Annotated in this window: 14 protein-coding genes; 8 read left to right on the top strand and 6 right to left on the bottom strand. The window is 72.7% G+C overall.

Annotated features, from left to right (window positions below):
- Window positions 1-69: 69 nt before the first annotated feature.
- Both ACTWNK_RS22165 and ACTWNK_RS22160 read right to left on the bottom strand, forming a co-directional pair.
- On the bottom strand, window positions 70-1,167 hold the full coding sequence (locus tag ACTWNK_RS22165) for a sensor histidine kinase (RefSeq protein WP_474306376.1): 1,098 nt from the start codon (window positions 1,165-1,167) through the stop codon (window positions 70-72).
- Window positions 1,164-1,826 carry a response regulator transcription factor gene (locus ACTWNK_RS22160; RefSeq protein WP_474306375.1) on the bottom strand — a complete coding sequence of 221 codons (663 nt, stop codon included), beginning with the start codon at window positions 1,824-1,826 and terminating at the stop codon, window positions 1,164-1,166. The genes ACTWNK_RS22165 and ACTWNK_RS22160 overlap by 4 nt, the downstream gene beginning before the upstream one ends.
- A 139-nt stretch (window positions 1,827-1,965) precedes the next feature.
- Here ACTWNK_RS22160 and ACTWNK_RS22155 point away from each other — a divergent pair, with 139 nt between their 5' ends.
- Entirely contained in the window at window positions 1,966-3,393 is a 1,428-nt protein-coding gene (locus ACTWNK_RS22155; protein ID WP_474306374.1) for a hypothetical protein, read from the top strand.
- A 64-nt stretch (window positions 3,394-3,457) separates the two neighbouring features.
- On the opposite strand, the gene ACTWNK_RS22150 is transcribed toward ACTWNK_RS22155, so the two are convergent.
- A complete protein-coding gene (locus ACTWNK_RS22150; RefSeq protein ID WP_474306373.1) occupies window positions 3,458-4,282 on the bottom strand; it encodes a LysR family transcriptional regulator in 825 nt (274 codons plus the stop codon).
- Window positions 4,283-4,417: 135 nt separating this feature from the next.
- Here ACTWNK_RS22150 and ACTWNK_RS22145 point away from each other — a divergent pair, with 135 nt between their 5' ends.
- Entirely contained in the window at window positions 4,418-5,158 is a 741-nt protein-coding gene (locus ACTWNK_RS22145) for an SDR family NAD(P)-dependent oxidoreductase (RefSeq protein WP_474306372.1), read from the top strand.
- A 180-nt stretch (window positions 5,159-5,338) separates the two neighbouring features.
- A complete protein-coding gene (locus ACTWNK_RS22140; RefSeq protein ID WP_474306371.1) occupies window positions 5,339-6,277 on the top strand; it encodes a hypothetical protein in 939 nt (312 codons plus the stop codon).
- Between the two features lie 110 nt (window positions 6,278-6,387).
- Here the strand turns inward: ACTWNK_RS22140 and ACTWNK_RS22135 are convergent, their stop codons facing one another.
- Complete coding sequence (locus ACTWNK_RS22135; protein WP_474306370.1) at window positions 6,388-7,467, bottom strand: hypothetical protein; 1,080 nt, start codon at window positions 7,465-7,467, stop codon at window positions 6,388-6,390.
- Between the two features lie 62 nt (window positions 7,468-7,529).
- A complete protein-coding gene (locus tag ACTWNK_RS22130) occupies window positions 7,530-8,699 on the bottom strand; it encodes an epoxide hydrolase family protein (RefSeq protein WP_474306369.1) in 1,170 nt (389 codons plus the stop codon).
- 62 nt (window positions 8,700-8,761) lie between these two features.
- On the opposite strand from ACTWNK_RS22130, the gene ACTWNK_RS22125 reads away from it, so the two are divergent.
- Genes ACTWNK_RS22125 through ACTWNK_RS22105 form a run of 5 tightly spaced genes read left to right on the top strand, consistent with a single transcriptional unit; the run spans window position 8,762 to window position 13,099 of the window.
- On the top strand, window positions 8,762-9,712 hold the full coding sequence (locus ACTWNK_RS22125; RefSeq protein WP_474306368.1) for a helix-turn-helix transcriptional regulator: 951 nt from the start codon (window positions 8,762-8,764) through the stop codon (window positions 9,710-9,712).
- Window positions 9,713-9,766: 54 nt separating this feature from the next.
- Window positions 9,767-10,660 carry an ABC transporter ATP-binding protein gene (locus tag ACTWNK_RS22120; RefSeq protein WP_474306367.1) on the top strand — a complete coding sequence of 298 codons (894 nt, stop codon included), beginning with the start codon at window positions 9,767-9,769 and terminating at the stop codon, window positions 10,658-10,660.
- Window positions 10,657-11,379: an ABC transporter permease gene (locus ACTWNK_RS22115; protein ID WP_474306366.1), complete on the top strand. Its 723-nt coding sequence runs from the start codon at window positions 10,657-10,659 to the stop codon at window positions 11,377-11,379. The genes ACTWNK_RS22120 and ACTWNK_RS22115 overlap by 4 nt, the downstream gene beginning before the upstream one ends.
- Window positions 11,380-11,381: 2 nt before the next feature.
- On the top strand, window positions 11,382-12,509 hold the full coding sequence (locus tag ACTWNK_RS22110) for a sensor histidine kinase (protein ID WP_474310953.1): 1,128 nt from the start codon (window positions 11,382-11,384) through the stop codon (window positions 12,507-12,509).
- A complete protein-coding gene (locus ACTWNK_RS22105) occupies window positions 12,506-13,099 on the top strand; it encodes a response regulator (RefSeq protein WP_474306365.1) in 594 nt (197 codons plus the stop codon). Before ACTWNK_RS22110 ends, ACTWNK_RS22105 begins: the two co-directional genes overlap by 4 nt.
- Window positions 13,100-13,145: 46 nt before the next feature.
- Here ACTWNK_RS22105 and ACTWNK_RS22100 read toward each other — a convergent pair whose 3' ends face one another.
- A complete protein-coding gene (locus ACTWNK_RS22100) occupies window positions 13,146-14,153 on the bottom strand; it encodes a HEAT repeat domain-containing protein (protein ID WP_474306364.1) in 1,008 nt (335 codons plus the stop codon).
- Between the last annotated feature and the right edge of the window lie 4 nt (window positions 14,154-14,157).

The raw sequence follows: 14,157 nt of genomic DNA, 5'->3' as shown, positions 1-14,157 counted from the left end.
TCCGTCATGGTTTCGGACCTCGAACGGCCCCAGCAGAAGTACTCGCACATCAGACATTGTGCCGAAACCCTATCGAGCCCCCGAGCCGTCTGCGAAACGCACTGTGACCGACATTCCGCCTTCGGCCTGCGGTTCGACGGTGAGCGTGGCGTGGTGTGCGAGGGCGACCGCCTCGACGATGGCCAGGCCGAGCCCGTGGCCGTCGCCGCCGTGCCGTACGGGGGTGAGTTTCTGGAAGGGGCGCAGCAGGCGCCGGACCTCCTCGGGCGGGACGGCGGGCCCGCTGTTGGCGACCGTGAGCACCGCGTGCGGGCCGGAGGTGTCCGTGACGAGGTGGACGTGCCCGCCGGGATGGTTGTGGCGTACGGCGTTGTCGAGCAGGTTGGCGACGAGGCTTTCGACCAGCCCGGGATCGCCGCTCGTTACGGCCGGGCCGAGACGCCCGGTGACGGCGATCTCCTGCTCGGCGGCCTGAGGGCGGCGTGCGGCGAGCGCCCGCCCGGCGACGGCGGCGAGGTCGACGGCCTCACGCCGGGCGACACCGCGCTCGCCGGTGGCCAGGGCGAGCATCCCCTGGACCAGCCGCTCCTGGTAGGCGCCGAGCGCGAGCGCCTCCTGGCAGGCCGAGCGCAGGGCGGCGACGTCGGCGCCGGGATCGGCGAGCGTGACTTCGAGCAGGGTACGCAGCCCGGCCAGCGGGGTGCGCAGCTCGTGCGAGGCGTTGGCGACGAAATGGCGCTGGGCGTCGAAGGCGGCCTGCAGCCTGGCGAACAGGCCGTCGAGCGTGTGGCCGAGCTCGGTCAGCTCGTCCTGCGGCACGCCGAGCCCCAGACGCCGGTGCAGGTCGCCCGCCGAGATGACATTGGCCGTCGCGGTGATCTCCCGCAACGGCGCGAGGAAGCGGCCCGCGACGTACCAGCCGAGGCCCAGCGCGACCGGGACGAGCAGGACCAGGGCGACGGCCGATCCGGCGAGCAGATGCGGCAGCGCGATCCCGGACCCCGTACCTGCGGTCGTGGCAGGCGCGGGGCCGTCCTTGGGCACGGCCGCGTGGATGCCCGCGAGCGGCACGTCGACCAGGACGACCACCAGCACGCCCGCCGCGTAGACACCGGCCGCGTAGGCCAGCGCGAGACGCGTCCGCAGCGACCTCCTGGCCGCGCTCACGACGGCCCGACGCGGTAGCCGCCCTCGCGGACGGTCTCGATCACGGGCGGTTCGCCGAGCTTGGCCCGCAGGCGGTGCACGGTGTGCTTGACCGCACTGCTGAAGGGGTCGGCGGCCTCGTCCCACACGCGTTCGAGCAGCTCTTCGGCCGGGACGACCACGCCGGGCGCCGCCAGCAGGCAGGCGAGCAGGGCGAACTCCCTGGGGCTCAGCTCCAGCCGCCTCCCGGCCCGCGAGGCGACCCGGCGAGCCGGGTCGAGTGTGATGTCGGCCCAGGTCAGCACCGGTGGCAGCGGCGGTGTGGCCCGCCTGCCCAGCGCCCGCACCCGGGCGAGCAGCTCGGCGAACGCGAACGGCTTGGGCAGGTAGTCGTCGGCGCCGAGGCCGAGCCCTTCCACCCGGTCCTGCAGCGTGCCGGACGCGGTGAGCATCAGCACGCGGGTCGCACAGCGCTCGCGGGCGATCCGCGCGCAGATCTCGTCGCCGTGCACACCGGGCAGGTCGCGGTCGAGGATCACCACGTCGTAGCGGGTGGCGGCCAGCCGTTCCAGCGCCTGTGTGCCGTCGAGCACGACGTCCACGGCCATGCCCTCGCGGCGAAGGCCGGTCGCCAGCGATCGGGCGAGTACCTCGAAGTCCTCGACGACGAGCACTCTCACTGCGGGCTCGCCGCGTGGAGGAGGCCGGACACAGGGCCGCATCGGGGTGCCATGCGGCCACGATGCCAGATCGCCGGTCGCAGCCGGGTCGCGGCCGGTGCGACGCCACCGGAACCAGGGTCCGCGTACAACGGTCGCCATGAGTGCATCCACGCGACCTCGATCCGGCCCGGCCCTGCGCGATGTGCGGGGCCGGGCGCTGCTGCTCGCCGCCTCCGTCCTGGTCACGGTCTCGCTCGGCCTGCTGGTCTCCGCGAGCGCGCGCAGCTCCTGCGTGACGGGAGCGGGCGAGGGGGCCTGCCCGGCGCCGCTGCTCGGGCCGGACGGCAGCGCGGTCAGGGACAGGTACTTCTTCGTGCACAAGCCGCTGCGCGGCGAAGGCGGCATCACCGTCCGGATGTCCGACCTGACCGGCGAGATCAGGCTGCCCGACGTCGTGCCCGGCGTGCGCAACGTCACCCGAGGCGTGGTCCCGTGGGCCAAGGCCGGGCTGCTGGTCAGGCAGAGCATCCGGCAGGGCACGCCGTACGCGGCCGTCATGCTCACCGGCGGGCACGGCGTGCGGATGCAGCACGACTTCGTGCACGACGTGGCGGGCTCCGACATCCGGGGGCCGCTGTGGTTACGGCTGACCAGATCGGGCGAGACGATCACCGGCTACGAGTCGGTCGACGGCACGCGCTGGAAGCAGGTGAGCACGGTCAGGCTGAACGGGCTGCCCGAGACCGTGCAGATCGGTATGTTCGCCACCTCGCCGGGCTCGCTGCAGGACATGACGCAGCGCTTCGCCCAGGCTGGGGCCACCTTCGACCGGATCGACGTACGCGGCGCCGAAGGGCCGTGGCTGCACGACGACGTGGGCGTGGGCGTCGAGGCGGACGGGACGCCGCATCATCCCGGTCGTGCGGTCGAGTCCGGCGACAGGGTGGTGGTCAGCGGGAGCGGCGACATCGGGCCCGCCACGGTGGAGGGCGGGCTGCGCGCCGACCTCACCCTGATCGGCGGGGCGCTGGGGCTGATCCCGATCCTCGTGCTGGCGGCCGGGTACGGCGCGGCCGGACGGCGGGAGGCGCTGGGGGGCAGGGCGGTCGTGGTCGCGGGGGTGGGGTTCGCGGCCGGGCTGGCCGCTTCGGCGGTCGTGGTGCCCGGCGGGCTCGCGTTGCTGCGAGCCCAGGGCAATCCGATCCAGCCGCTGACCTGGGTGACCGAGGTCCGGGTGATCGTCGGGTACGCGGCGCTGGTGTCAGTTTCGGCCGTGCTGGCGCTGGGGCTCGGGGCGCTGACCGGGCGGAGGTACGCCGGGGCCGGGCTGGCCGGGGTGCTGGTCGTCGTGCCGTACCTGCTGGCCGGGGCCGGGGTCGCGCCGTGGTTGCTGGTGGTCACGCCCGCCGCCGGGTTCGCGATCACGCAGAGCGTGCCGTCGTTCGCGCACGTGGAGGTGGATCCGTCGCTGCTGGGCGGGTACTACCCGCTGCCGCCCTGGGCGGGCCTGGCGGTGACCTGCGCGTATGCCGCGCTCGCGGTCGGGGTGGCCGCCGGGCTCGGGCGGACGGCGTCAGGCCGGTAGCGAGGCCGCCAGCCGGGCCAGGCCGGGCAGTACGGTGTCGCGCCAGCCGGGTCCCATGCGCCGGCTAGAGGCGCATCGCCGTACGGACGAGGTCGGCGACCGCCCGGGAGGTGCTGTGCCGGGGCCAGGCGATGACGGTCGTGACGGGCGGCGCGTCCGGCACGGGCACGATGGCGTGCTGGGCGCGCAGCTGGGCGCCGAGCGACTCGGGCATGAGCGCGCAGGCCCGGCCGAGCGTGATCAGCTGGGTCAGCTGGGTGTGGTCGCGCACCTGCGGGCCGGGACCGTCGGGGTAGGTCCCGTCACGTCGGGGCCAGCGGGGCAGCGGCAGATCGGTCAGGGCGTTGACCTCGGCCATCGACAGGTGGGGCCGATCGGCGAGGGGATGTCCCGCGGGCAGGACCACGACCTGCCCTTCGGCGTGCAGGTCCTCGGTGTCGAATCCGGCCGTCGGGTCGTAGGGCCGCTGGAGCAGGGCGACGTCGGCGCGGCCGTCGCGCAGCAGGGCCTCCGGCTCGCCGGGCCCGCAGAGCACCACCTCGACCTCGGCCGGGTGGGCGTCAAGCAGCTTCGGCAGCAGCTCTCTGGACGCTCCGGCCTTGGTGGCCAGCACCACACCGGGCCGGTCGGCGGCGGCGCGGCGGGTACGGCGTTCGGCGGCTTCGACCGCTTCGAGGGCGAACCGCGCCTCACGCAGCAGCACCGACCCGGCCTCGGTCACCGCGATCGTGCGGGCGGTGCGGTGCAGCAGGAGGACTCCGAGTCGCCGTTCGAGCTGCTGGATGGCTCGCGACAGGGGTGGCTGCGAGATCCCGAGCCGTTGCGCCGCCCGCCCGAAGTGCAACTCCTCGGCGACGGCGACGAAGTAGCGCATCTCCCGCGTCTCCACCCGATCATGCTAACCGGCGATGACCACGACCGATACCCGTGCGGTATCGCCGTCCACCTGATCGGTCTTGGACGCCGTACCCGCGCCCGCAGCAGGATCCGCGGTATGAGTGAACGCCTTGAGAGTGAACGCGGTATGAGTGAACAGCGCACGAGTGAACAGAGGATCGCGCTGGTGACCGGTGCGAACAAGGGGATCGGGTACGAGATCGCGGCCGGGCTCGGCGCGCTCGGCTGGCGGATCGGGGTGGGCGCGCGCGATCGGCGGCGTCGTGAGGACGCGGTGGACAAGCTGCGCGCGGCCGGGACGGACGCGTTCGGCGTGCCGCTCGACGTGACCGACGACGCGAGTGTGGCCGCGGCGGCCGAACTGGTCGCCGAGCGCGCCGGAGGGCTAGACGTCCTGGTCAACAATGCCGCGATCACCGGGGGTCTGCCCCAGACGCCGGCCACGGTCGACCCGGCGACCGTGCGAGATGTCGTGGAGACCAATGTGATCGGCGTCGTCCGCGTCACCAACGCGATGCTGCCGATGCTGCGCGTCTCGGCCGCGCCGCGCATCGTCGTCATGTCCAGCAGCGTCGGCTCGCTCACTCTGAACACCACGCCCGGCATCGACCTGGGGCCGGTGCCCGCCGCCTATCTGGCCTCGAAGACCTTCCTCAACGCCCTCGTCGTCCAGTACGCCAAGGAACTGCGTGACACCACGATCTTGATCAATGCCGCCTGCCCCGGTTTCGTCGCCACCGACCTCAACGGCTTTCGCGGCGTCCGCACGCCTCAGCAGGGTGCGGCCATCGCGATCCGGCTCGCGACCCTGCCCGGCGACGGCCCGACGGGAGGTTTTTTCGACGACGCCGGAGCGGTGCCCTGGTGACGGGGGCGGTACCGCATGCAAATCATTCACAAAATGCGGTAAGCCGTATGCGGCCTCGCCTTTCGGGAGGGCATATCGAATTCGGCGTTTGTTGACCGAAGGAGAAACGTGGCAAAAAAGACATCGCTCGCCAAAATAGTCCTGAATTCCCTTCGTTCCCGTCGGCGGGCGGCGGGTGTCGTGGCGTGCGCGTTCGTGATGGCGGCCTCCACGATGGCCGGCGCGACGGCGTCGGGTGCGAGCGCCTCGGCGCCCCGGACTTCGGCGCCCAAGGCCTCGGCCGCCGCGCCGAAGGTGAGCGCCGATCGGGGCAAGGACCAGCTGAGCGTCCGCCGCAGCGTATTGCGTCAGCCCGCGAGGGCCTTCCGAGCCAGGCGTGACGACCCGCAGGCCACGGTCGTCGCGGGCAAGGAGGGCATCTACACGCTGAGCGTCAGCAACGCGGGCCCCGCCACCGCGACCAACGTGGTCGTCACCGACACGCTGGACAGCCGGTTGGAGTTCGTCACCCCGCTGCCCGCCGGCTGTACGACATCGGGGCAGACCATCACGTGTACCCTCGCCACGCTGGCCAAGGACGACACGAAGGACTGGGAGATCACCGTCAAGGTCAAGGCGGACACAGCAGCCGGTGCGGTCATCCCCAACCTGTCGAACGTCGACTCCGACACCTCGACGCCCGAGGACAGCAACAACGCCAACATCAATGTCACGCGTGAGTCCGACATGGCCATCACGAAGACGGCGGGCACCCTCAACGCGGGCGGCAGCGGCACCTACACCATCACCGTCACCAACAACGGCCCTTCCGACAACACGGGCGTCAAGTTCACCGACACCCTTCCGGACGGGCTGACCTTCGTCTCCAGCACGCCTGCGGGCTGCACCGCGGCCGGTCAGGTCGTCACCTGTACGCCCGGCAACATGGCCGCCGGTTCCGACCAGGTGTTCACCCTGACCGTGTCCGTCGGCGCCGACGTCGCCGGAACGGTGAGCAACACCGCCACGGTCACCGGAGACAACACCGACCCGACCCCGGACAACAACACCACGACGATCGTCACCCCGATCACCGCGGTGTCCGACCTGTCGATCACCAAGTCAGTACGCGCGGGCTGACCACCCGAAAGGGCGGTGCCCGGCCGTCACGGCCGGGCACCGCCCTTTGCCATGCGCGGCCGTCGCCCGGTGCGCCTGCCACGCCCTCCAAGAGGAACCGGCCGGGCGGATCACGTCTTGGCGCGGACCGACTTGGTGATCGACAGGTCGACCTTGGCCGCGGCGCAGGTGGCGGGCAGGACGGCGGGGTTGGGGGCGGGGACGACGGCGCGTACGACGCCGCTGACCGTGCCGGTGACGACGTCGAAGATCTGGCTGCCGGTCTGGGTGGTGTCGTAGAAGGTCAGCGGTGAGCCGGTGACGTTGCCCGCCACGGACGTGAAGCCGGTGAAGCGGTAGCCGCCCGCGCCGGTCAGCCTGCCGATCAGGATGACGCGGAAGTCGGAGCCGCTGGTGACACCGGCGGTGGTCTGGGTGTAGATCCCGGAGATGTACAGCCCGGTCCGGCCCGCGCTGCCGCCGGTGGCCAGGACGATGCCCTCGTTGGTCGTCGACCCCTCCGACTCGTAGCCGAACTGGAAGTCGGCGATGCACTGGTTGAGCATGGTGCCCGAGGTGGTGGCCGAGCCGAGCACGGTGACCTTGCCGGTGTTGGTGGTGGAGGAGTTGTTCTGGAAGGCGCCGATCGTGGTGTCGCCGGAGTTGACGAACTTGCTCTGCTCGCCGACCGTGAGCGAGCCCGACAGGTCGACGGTGCCGTGGTTGGTGAACATCGCCGTGCCGAGCACCGACTGCGAGCCGGTGCCGCGCCAGGTCGCGCCCTTGTCGTTGAGCAGGATGGCGTTCGCCGCCGCCTGGATGATGCCGCTGACGACGATCAGCCCCTCGTTCTCCAGCTTGAAGCCCGCGCTCAGCGCCTGCAGCGTCTGGACGTTCAGCGTGCCGCGTACGAAGATCGAGCCGACCGGCGTGCCGAAGGAGTTGACGTTCCAGGTCGCGCCGGGCGCCAGGCAGGCGATGCCGCCGCCGGTGATGCTGGCGGTCGCACTGGTGTAGGTGCCCGCCTGGAAGAGCACGACGGCCCCGGCCCCGATCGCGGGCACGGCCGAGCCGCTGGTGAGAATCCGGGTGGGATTGGCGCAACTCGTGGCGTAGTCGCGCCTGGCCGCACCCTGCACCGACGGTACGGCCAGCCAACCCCACAAGGCCCCGCACGCCACCAGAGCCACGATACGAACAAACGTCACCATGAATGCTTTATCGGCATCAATGTCCGACTCTAATCAACCTGCGACGATTTGCCGCAACGACATCACCGCAGTTCGCGGAAGAACGTCCTGATATCTGATGACAAAAGGTCGGGCGTCTCCATTGCCGGGAAATGTCCGCCGATGTCGAAGTTTGACCAGTGCATCCGGCCATCCGGGTCCATCAGCGACCTGATCGTGGTGTCGGCGGCGAACACCGCGACACCGGTCGGCGGACCGGCCGCGGCGGGGGCGTGGCCGTACCCCTGGGCCATCATGCGCCGCCAGGCCCGCATCCCGTCGTACACGGCATGCGCCGACGACGCGCCCGCCTCGGTGAACCAGGCCAGACTCACCGCGGTCAGCAGCTGGTCGCGATCGACGGCGTCCTCGGGCAGCTCGGCCGCCGGGTCGCTCCACTCGCGGAACTTCTCCACCACCCACGCCAGCTGCGCGACCGGCGAGTCGGTGAGCGCGTAGGCGAGCGTCTGCGGCCGGGTCGACTGCAGGTGCAGATAGCCGTAGCCGTCCTCACGCGCGGCGTTGAAGCGCTCGGCGCGGTCCCGGTCGGCCGCGTCGAGCCCCTCCAGCGCGATCGGCGGCCCGAACGGCATGCCCGCCCCGGTGCCGGTCAGATGCGTCCCGGCCACGGCCTGCGGCGCGATCATGGCCAGCATCCCGGCCACCCCCGTCCCGGCGTCGGTGCCCTGTACGGCGTAGCGCTCGTAGCCCAGGCGTGCCATCAGCTCGGCCCAGGCGGTGGCCACGCCGTACAGGTCGCCCCAGCCGGGCTGCTCGCCCGTCGCGGACAGGCCGTAACCGGGCAGGGTCGGCAGGACGAGATGGAAGGCGTCGGCGGGGTCGCCGCCGTGGGCGCGCGGGTCGGTCAGCGGGCCGATCACCTTGAGGAACTCGATCGGCGAGCTCGGCCAGCCGTGCGTCATGACCAGCGCCATCGCGTCCGGCTCGGGCGAGCGGACGTACAGGAAGTGGATGTCGCGACCGGCGATCGCGGTGACGTACTGCGGGATCTCGTTCAGCTCGGCCTCACGCGCCCGCCAGTCGAACCCGTCGGCCCAGTAGGCGGTGAGCTTCCGCAGATAGCCGAGCGGCACCCCTCTGCTCCAGCCGCTGTCCACCTCCCGGGGCCAGCGCGTGCGGTTCAGGCGCTCGCGCAGGTCGTCGAGGTCGGACTGGGGTACGGCGATGCGGAAAGGACGGATGTCGTGGCTCATGTCTGCGACGATAGGAGCAATAGCGGAAAGGTTCTTTCCGGGTTTGCGCAAAGGATCGGACCATGCTGGAAACCTCCGCACGACTGCTGCGCCTGCTGTCGCTGCTGCAGACGCACCGCGACTGGACCGGCCCGCAACTGGCCGAGCGCCTCGGCGTGACCGACCGGACCATACGCAACGACGTCGAGCGGCTGCGTACCCTCGGCTACCCGGTCGAGGCGACGCCCGGCGTGTCGGGCGGATACCGCCTGGGCGCAGGAGCGGCGCTGCCGCCGCTGCTGCTCGACGACGAGGAGGCGGTGGCCGTGGTGATCGGCCTGCGCACGGCCTCGGGCGTGGCCGGGATCGAGGAGTCCTCACAACGTGCGCTCACCAAGCTGGAGCGGGTGCTGCCCGCCAGGCTGCGGCACCGGGTGAGCACCCTGCAGGACTACACCGTGCCGATTCCCGCCCAGGGCCCCTCGGTCGCGGCCGACCTGCTCACCACCATCGCGGGAGCCGCTCGCGAACGCAGGCGGCTGCGCTTCGGCTACCGGGGACACGACGGCGGCGAGTCGGGCCGCGAGGTGGAGCCGCACCGCCTGGTGCACACGCGAGGCCGCTGGTACCTGGTGGCGTGGGACGTCTCCCGCTCGGCCTGGCGCACGTTCCGCGTCGACCGGATCGCCTCGCCCGACCCGGGAGGCGTCAGGTTCGAGCCGCGCGAGCCACCCGGCGGCGACGTGGCGGCCTACGTCGGTCAGGGCCTGGCCACCGCCACCTGGTCCTTCCGGGCCGAGGTCGTCGTGCACACCGATGCCGAGACGCTCGCCGCCAGGCTCCCGGCCGCCATCGTGATCGAACCGCTCGCCGACGACCGATGCCTGGCCCACGTCGGCGCCGACGACCCCCAGGCGCTCGCCCTGCAACTGGGCAGACTCGGCTTCGACTTCGACGCCGTGGGCCCGCCCGAACTCCTCGCCGGCCTGCGCGCCCTGGCCGCACGCTTCGGCCGCGCCACCCCCGCACCCTGACACCGGTGACACACGGCACTACAGCCGCCGCAGGCCGCCGCGCATGCTTGGCCCATGGGAACCGCACTGGAGATCAAGGCCGTGAGCAGGCGATACGGCGCGACCGTCGCGCTCGACGGCGTGGAGCTGAAGGTGGAGGAGGGCCAAGCGGTCGCCGTGCTCGGCCCCAACGGCGCGGGCAAGACGACCCTGCTGTCGATCGCGCTCGGCCTGCTGACCCCCGACGAGGGATCGGCACGGGTGTTCGGCCGCACCCCGGCCGAGGCCCTGCGCGGCGGCGACGTCGGGGCGCTGCTGCAGGACGCCGGGCTCCTGGAGGACGTACGGGTGGCCGAGCTGGTCAGGGCGGTCGCCGGAATGCACGGCCGTCCGATGCCGGTCGATCGAGCGATGCTGGCCGCCGGTGTGCACGAGCTGGCCGCACGGCCGATCGGACGGCTGTCGGGCGGGCAGCGCCAGCGAGTGCGGTTCGCGCTCGCCCTGGTCGGCGACCCCAGGCTGCTCGTGCTCGACGAGCCGACCGTCGGCCTCGACGTCGACAGCCGCAGGGCGCTGTGGCAGGTGGTCCGTGCCAGGGTCGCGCGGGGCCGTACCGTCGTGTTCGCCACCCACTACCTCACCGAGGCCGACGAGCACGCCGACCGGGTCGTCCTGCTGGCCGAAGGCAGGATCGTGGCCGACGGGCCGGTCGACGCGGTCAAGGCGCTGGTCGGCGGCACCGAGATCCGCTTCCGGAGCGACAGCGCGCGAACGCGGGCGCTCGAACGGCTGCCCGGCGTCGGCCGGGTGCGCGTCGAGGACGGCGTCGTCGCCCTGCGCACGGCCGACCCCGACGCCACCCTGCGCGCCCTGTTCGCGGCGTTCGGCGCGGCCGAGCTCAGGGACGTGCGCACGGCGGACGTCGATCTGGAGAGCGCCTTCGTCAGCCTCACCGGAGGCACGCGATGAGGTCGTACCTGGCTCTGGAGATGCGGCGCGGGTTCCGCAACCCGGCGGGGCTGGTCCTGCTGACCGGCTTCCCCGTGGCGCTGTACCTGCTGTGGACCAAGGTGCTCAATGTCGTGCCGCCGGAGCAGCACGGCGACTTCGCCTCGGCGATCATGGTGTCGATGGCCACCTACGGTGCGATGGGAGGGGCGCTGTTCATCGGGGGCGCCATCGCACTGGAGCGGGGCAAGGGCTGGTCGCGCCAGCTCGCGGTCACCCCGCTGCCCGCGCACGGCTACGTGGCGGCCAAGCTGCTCAGCGGTGCGAGCGCCGTACTGCCGAGCATCGTCGCCGTCCTGGCCGCGGGCGCCCTGCTGGCCGGGGTACGGCTGCCGCTGTGGACCTGGCCCGCTCTCGTCGTGCTCATCTGGCTCGGCGTCATGCCGTTCGCCGCGCTGGGCGTCGCCTTCGGCTACACGCTCAAGGGGCAGGCGGCCAACCTGGCCATGATGGCGCTCTACTTCGGCCTGTCGGTGCTCGGCGGGCTGTGGCTGCCGGTGCGGCTGATGCCCGCGGGCATGCGCACGCTGGCCGAGTACAGCCCGGCCTACCAGGCGGGGTCGCTCGGCTGGCGGGCGCTGGAGGGGCGGTGGCCGACGGGCACGTCGGTCGGGGTGCTGGCCGCCTGGACGCTGCTGTTCTCCGCGCTGGCCGTCTGGCGTTACCGTCGAGCTCTGTGAGCATGGGCATGGCGCCGAAGGACTTCGGCAGGGACCGCACCGCGGCTCGTGCCGGAGCCGTCGCATGGCTGCTGCTGGTCGGCTGGCCGCTGTGGGAGCTGCTGCGGTCCGGGCCCGGGATCGGCCGGGCGGTGGGGGCGGGCGCGGGGGTGGTGCTGTTCACCGTCTGCTGGCTGGTCGTCATGGCGAGCGTGTTCGGCGGCAGGCGGGCCCCGGGCGCGGCTGTGGCCGGGCTGCTCGCCGCCGCGCTCGGCCTGCTGCCCGTGCTCGGACCGCCGTGGGCCTACGTGTCGTTCGTCTTCGTCGTCAGCACGCTGGCCGTCGCCTTCGAGGGGGTCGTGTTCGCCGTGGCGGCGGCGCTGACCGCCGGGGTCGAGGGGCTCGCGCTGATCGCGTACGGGGTGGCGTTCGCGGGCGTGTGGTGGGTGCCGTTCGCGGGCGCCGCCCAGGCGGTCACGGTGGACAGCATCAAGCGGATGGGAGGGCTGGTGGCCAGGCTCGACGCGGCTCGCGCGGAGGTGGCACAGCTGGCGGTGGAGAACGAGCGGCTGCGCTTCGCCCGCGACCTGCACGACATCCTCGGCCGGACCCTCACCTCGATCACCGTCAGGAGCCAGCTCGCCGCCCGCCTGACCACCACCGACCCCGCCCGCGCGGCCCGCGAGATGACCGACATGGAACACCTGGCCCGCCAGGCCCTCGACGAGGTACGGCTGGCGGTCGCCGGCTATCGCGCGCCCGCCCTGTCGGAGGAGCTGGAGCGGGCGGCACGCGAGATGCGCCTGGCCGGCATCGAGCTGGAGGTCTCACCGGCCGAAGGCCCCGTCCCGGCCGCCGCCGAGACCCTCCTGGCCTGGGCCGTACGCGAGGCGGCGACCAACGTGCTGCGCCACAGCCGCGCCAGACGCTGCCGTATCGACCTGCGCGTGGACGAGCGGACGGCCAGCGTGGAGGTGCACGACGACGGCCCGCACACCGGTCGGCCCGAGCCCGCAGCGGAACGCAGGGGAGCCGGGCTGACCGGCCTGGCCGAACGGGTCGGCGAGGCGGGCGGCCTGCTGGAGGCCGGAAGAGCGGCGAGCGGCGGCTACCGGCTCTACGCCAGGGTCGCCCTGGGCGTGGCCTCGTGATCCGCGTGCTGATCGCCGACGACCAGGACCTGGTCAGGGGCGGCCTGGCCGCGCTGCTCGCCCTGGAGGCGGACGTCGAGGTGGTCGCCGAGGTCGGGCGTGGCGACGAGGTCGTCGCGGCCGTGCGCGAGCACGACCCCGACGTGGTGCTGCTCGACATCGAGATGCCCGGCCTGTCCGGGCTCGAGGTCGCCGCCCGGCTGCGCGACCGCAAGGTGATCATCGTGACGACCTTCGGCAGGCCCGGCTATCTCGACCGGGCGCTGGAGGCGGGCGTGGCCGGATTCGTGGTCAAGGACGCCCCCGTCGCCGAGCTGGTCTCGGCCGTGCGGCGGGTGCTGGCGGGGGAGCGGGTGCTCGACCCCAAGCTCGCCGCCGGCGCCCGCACCGTCGGCCCGAGCCCGCTGACCAGGCGTGAGGGCGAGGTGCTCGCCGCCGCCCGCGACGGCTCCACCGTGGCCGACATCGCCGCACGCCTCTTCCTCACCGAGGGCACCGTACGCAACTACCTGTCCTCGGCCATCGCCAAGACCGGCGCACGCAACCGCGCCGAGGCCGCCCACAGGGCCGAGTCGCGCGGCTGGCTGTGAGGTCTCATGCAGCGTCGTCCACCTCGGGCGACAGGGCCGTGCGGTTCTATGTGTCCTCGCGCAGCCCCAGCACGTAGGCGGCCGTGAGCGCGACCGAGCGGTCCTCGTCGTGGCTGAGCTCCTTGAGCGCGCCCAGGGCCGTGTCCCCGGGGATGTCGGCGAGCGCCTGGGCCACCCTGCGCCGCACCTGGACGTCGGCCGCGCCGCCCGCCAGGCGCTTGACCAGGGCGGCGGCGATCGTCTCGCCCGCGGAGGCACGGCCGGCCAGGGCGCTCAGCGTGTCGGCCGCGTCGACGTCGTTGGTGCCTTCGGCGACCATGGCGATCAGTGTGGGAACGGCCTCCGGCAGGCCGCGGGCCCCGAGCGCCAGGGCGGCGTAACCGCGTACCACGGCGTCGGGGCCGGTCAGGGCCTTGCGCAGGAGTGCGGTCGCCTCGTCGTCGGCGAGCTCGGCGATGGACTGCACGGCGCGTTTGCGTACCTCGGCCTTGGGTGAGGTCAGGCCCTTGGCCAGCACCGCGAGGCCGCCGCCTTCGCCCGCCTGGGCCAGCGCCCAGCGCAGGGCGCCCGCGACGTGCGGGTCGGACTCCCGCAGCGCCGCCTCGGCCAGCGCCTCCACCGGCACGGACGCGTCCTCGACCGACGACAGGGCGGCGCTCTGCCTCCTGGCGCCGTTCTTGGAGCCGAGCGCCTGCAGCAGGGCGACGATCTGCAGGACGTCCTGCCATCCGGCGGGCCCGGCGGCGTCGATGCGGCGCAGGCGCGTCAGCAGCTCCATCTCGTCCGCGATGCGCTCACGCGTCTGGCGGATGAGGTCGTCGACCAGTTCCGATGGCGTGAAGCCGGGATCGTCGAACACCCGCCCGACCTCACGCAGCGACAGGCCGAGCGAGCGCAGGCTCTCGATATGGAAGATGCGCCGGATGTCCTCGCCTGAGTACTCCCGGTAGCCCGCCTCGCTGCGCCCGGTCGGCCGTACCAGGCCCAGCGACTCGTAGTGCCTGAGCATCCGGGCGCTGACGCCCGAGTGCCTGGCCACATCGCCGATCAGCACCGCC

Source organism: Nonomuraea sp. IBHARD001, assembly GCF_056106265.1.
The sequence above is the reverse complement of the archived record's forward strand: the minus strand, read 5'-3'. Positions and strand labels throughout refer to the sequence as shown.

What these genes read in the sequence shown, in the direction of transcription:
- ACTWNK_RS22145 (WP_474306372.1), top strand. Translation starts at nt 4,418, where the DNA reads ATGAGTGAACAGCGCACGAGTGAACAGAGGATCGCGCTGGTGACCGGT.
- ACTWNK_RS22130 (WP_474306369.1), bottom strand. Translation starts at nt 8,699, where the DNA reads ATGAGCCACGACATCCGTCCTTTCCGCATCGCCGTACCCCAGTCCGAC.
- ACTWNK_RS22110 (WP_474310953.1), top strand. Translation starts at nt 11,382, where the DNA reads ATGGGCATGGCGCCGAAGGACTTCGGCAGGGACCGCACCGCGGCTCGT.
- ACTWNK_RS22115 (WP_474306366.1), top strand. Translation starts at nt 10,657, where the DNA reads ATGAGGTCGTACCTGGCTCTGGAGATGCGGCGCGGGTTCCGCAACCCG.
- ACTWNK_RS22135 (WP_474306370.1), bottom strand. Translation starts at nt 7,467, where the DNA reads ATGGTGACGTTTGTTCGTATCGTGGCTCTGGTGGCGTGCGGGGCCTTG.
- ACTWNK_RS22125 (WP_474306368.1), top strand. Translation starts at nt 8,762, where the DNA reads ATGCTGGAAACCTCCGCACGACTGCTGCGCCTGCTGTCGCTGCTGCAG.
- ACTWNK_RS22155 (WP_474306374.1), top strand. Translation starts at nt 1,966, where the DNA reads ATGAGTGCATCCACGCGACCTCGATCCGGCCCGGCCCTGCGCGATGTG.
- ACTWNK_RS22120 (WP_474306367.1), top strand. Translation starts at nt 9,767, where the DNA reads ATGGGAACCGCACTGGAGATCAAGGCCGTGAGCAGGCGATACGGCGCG.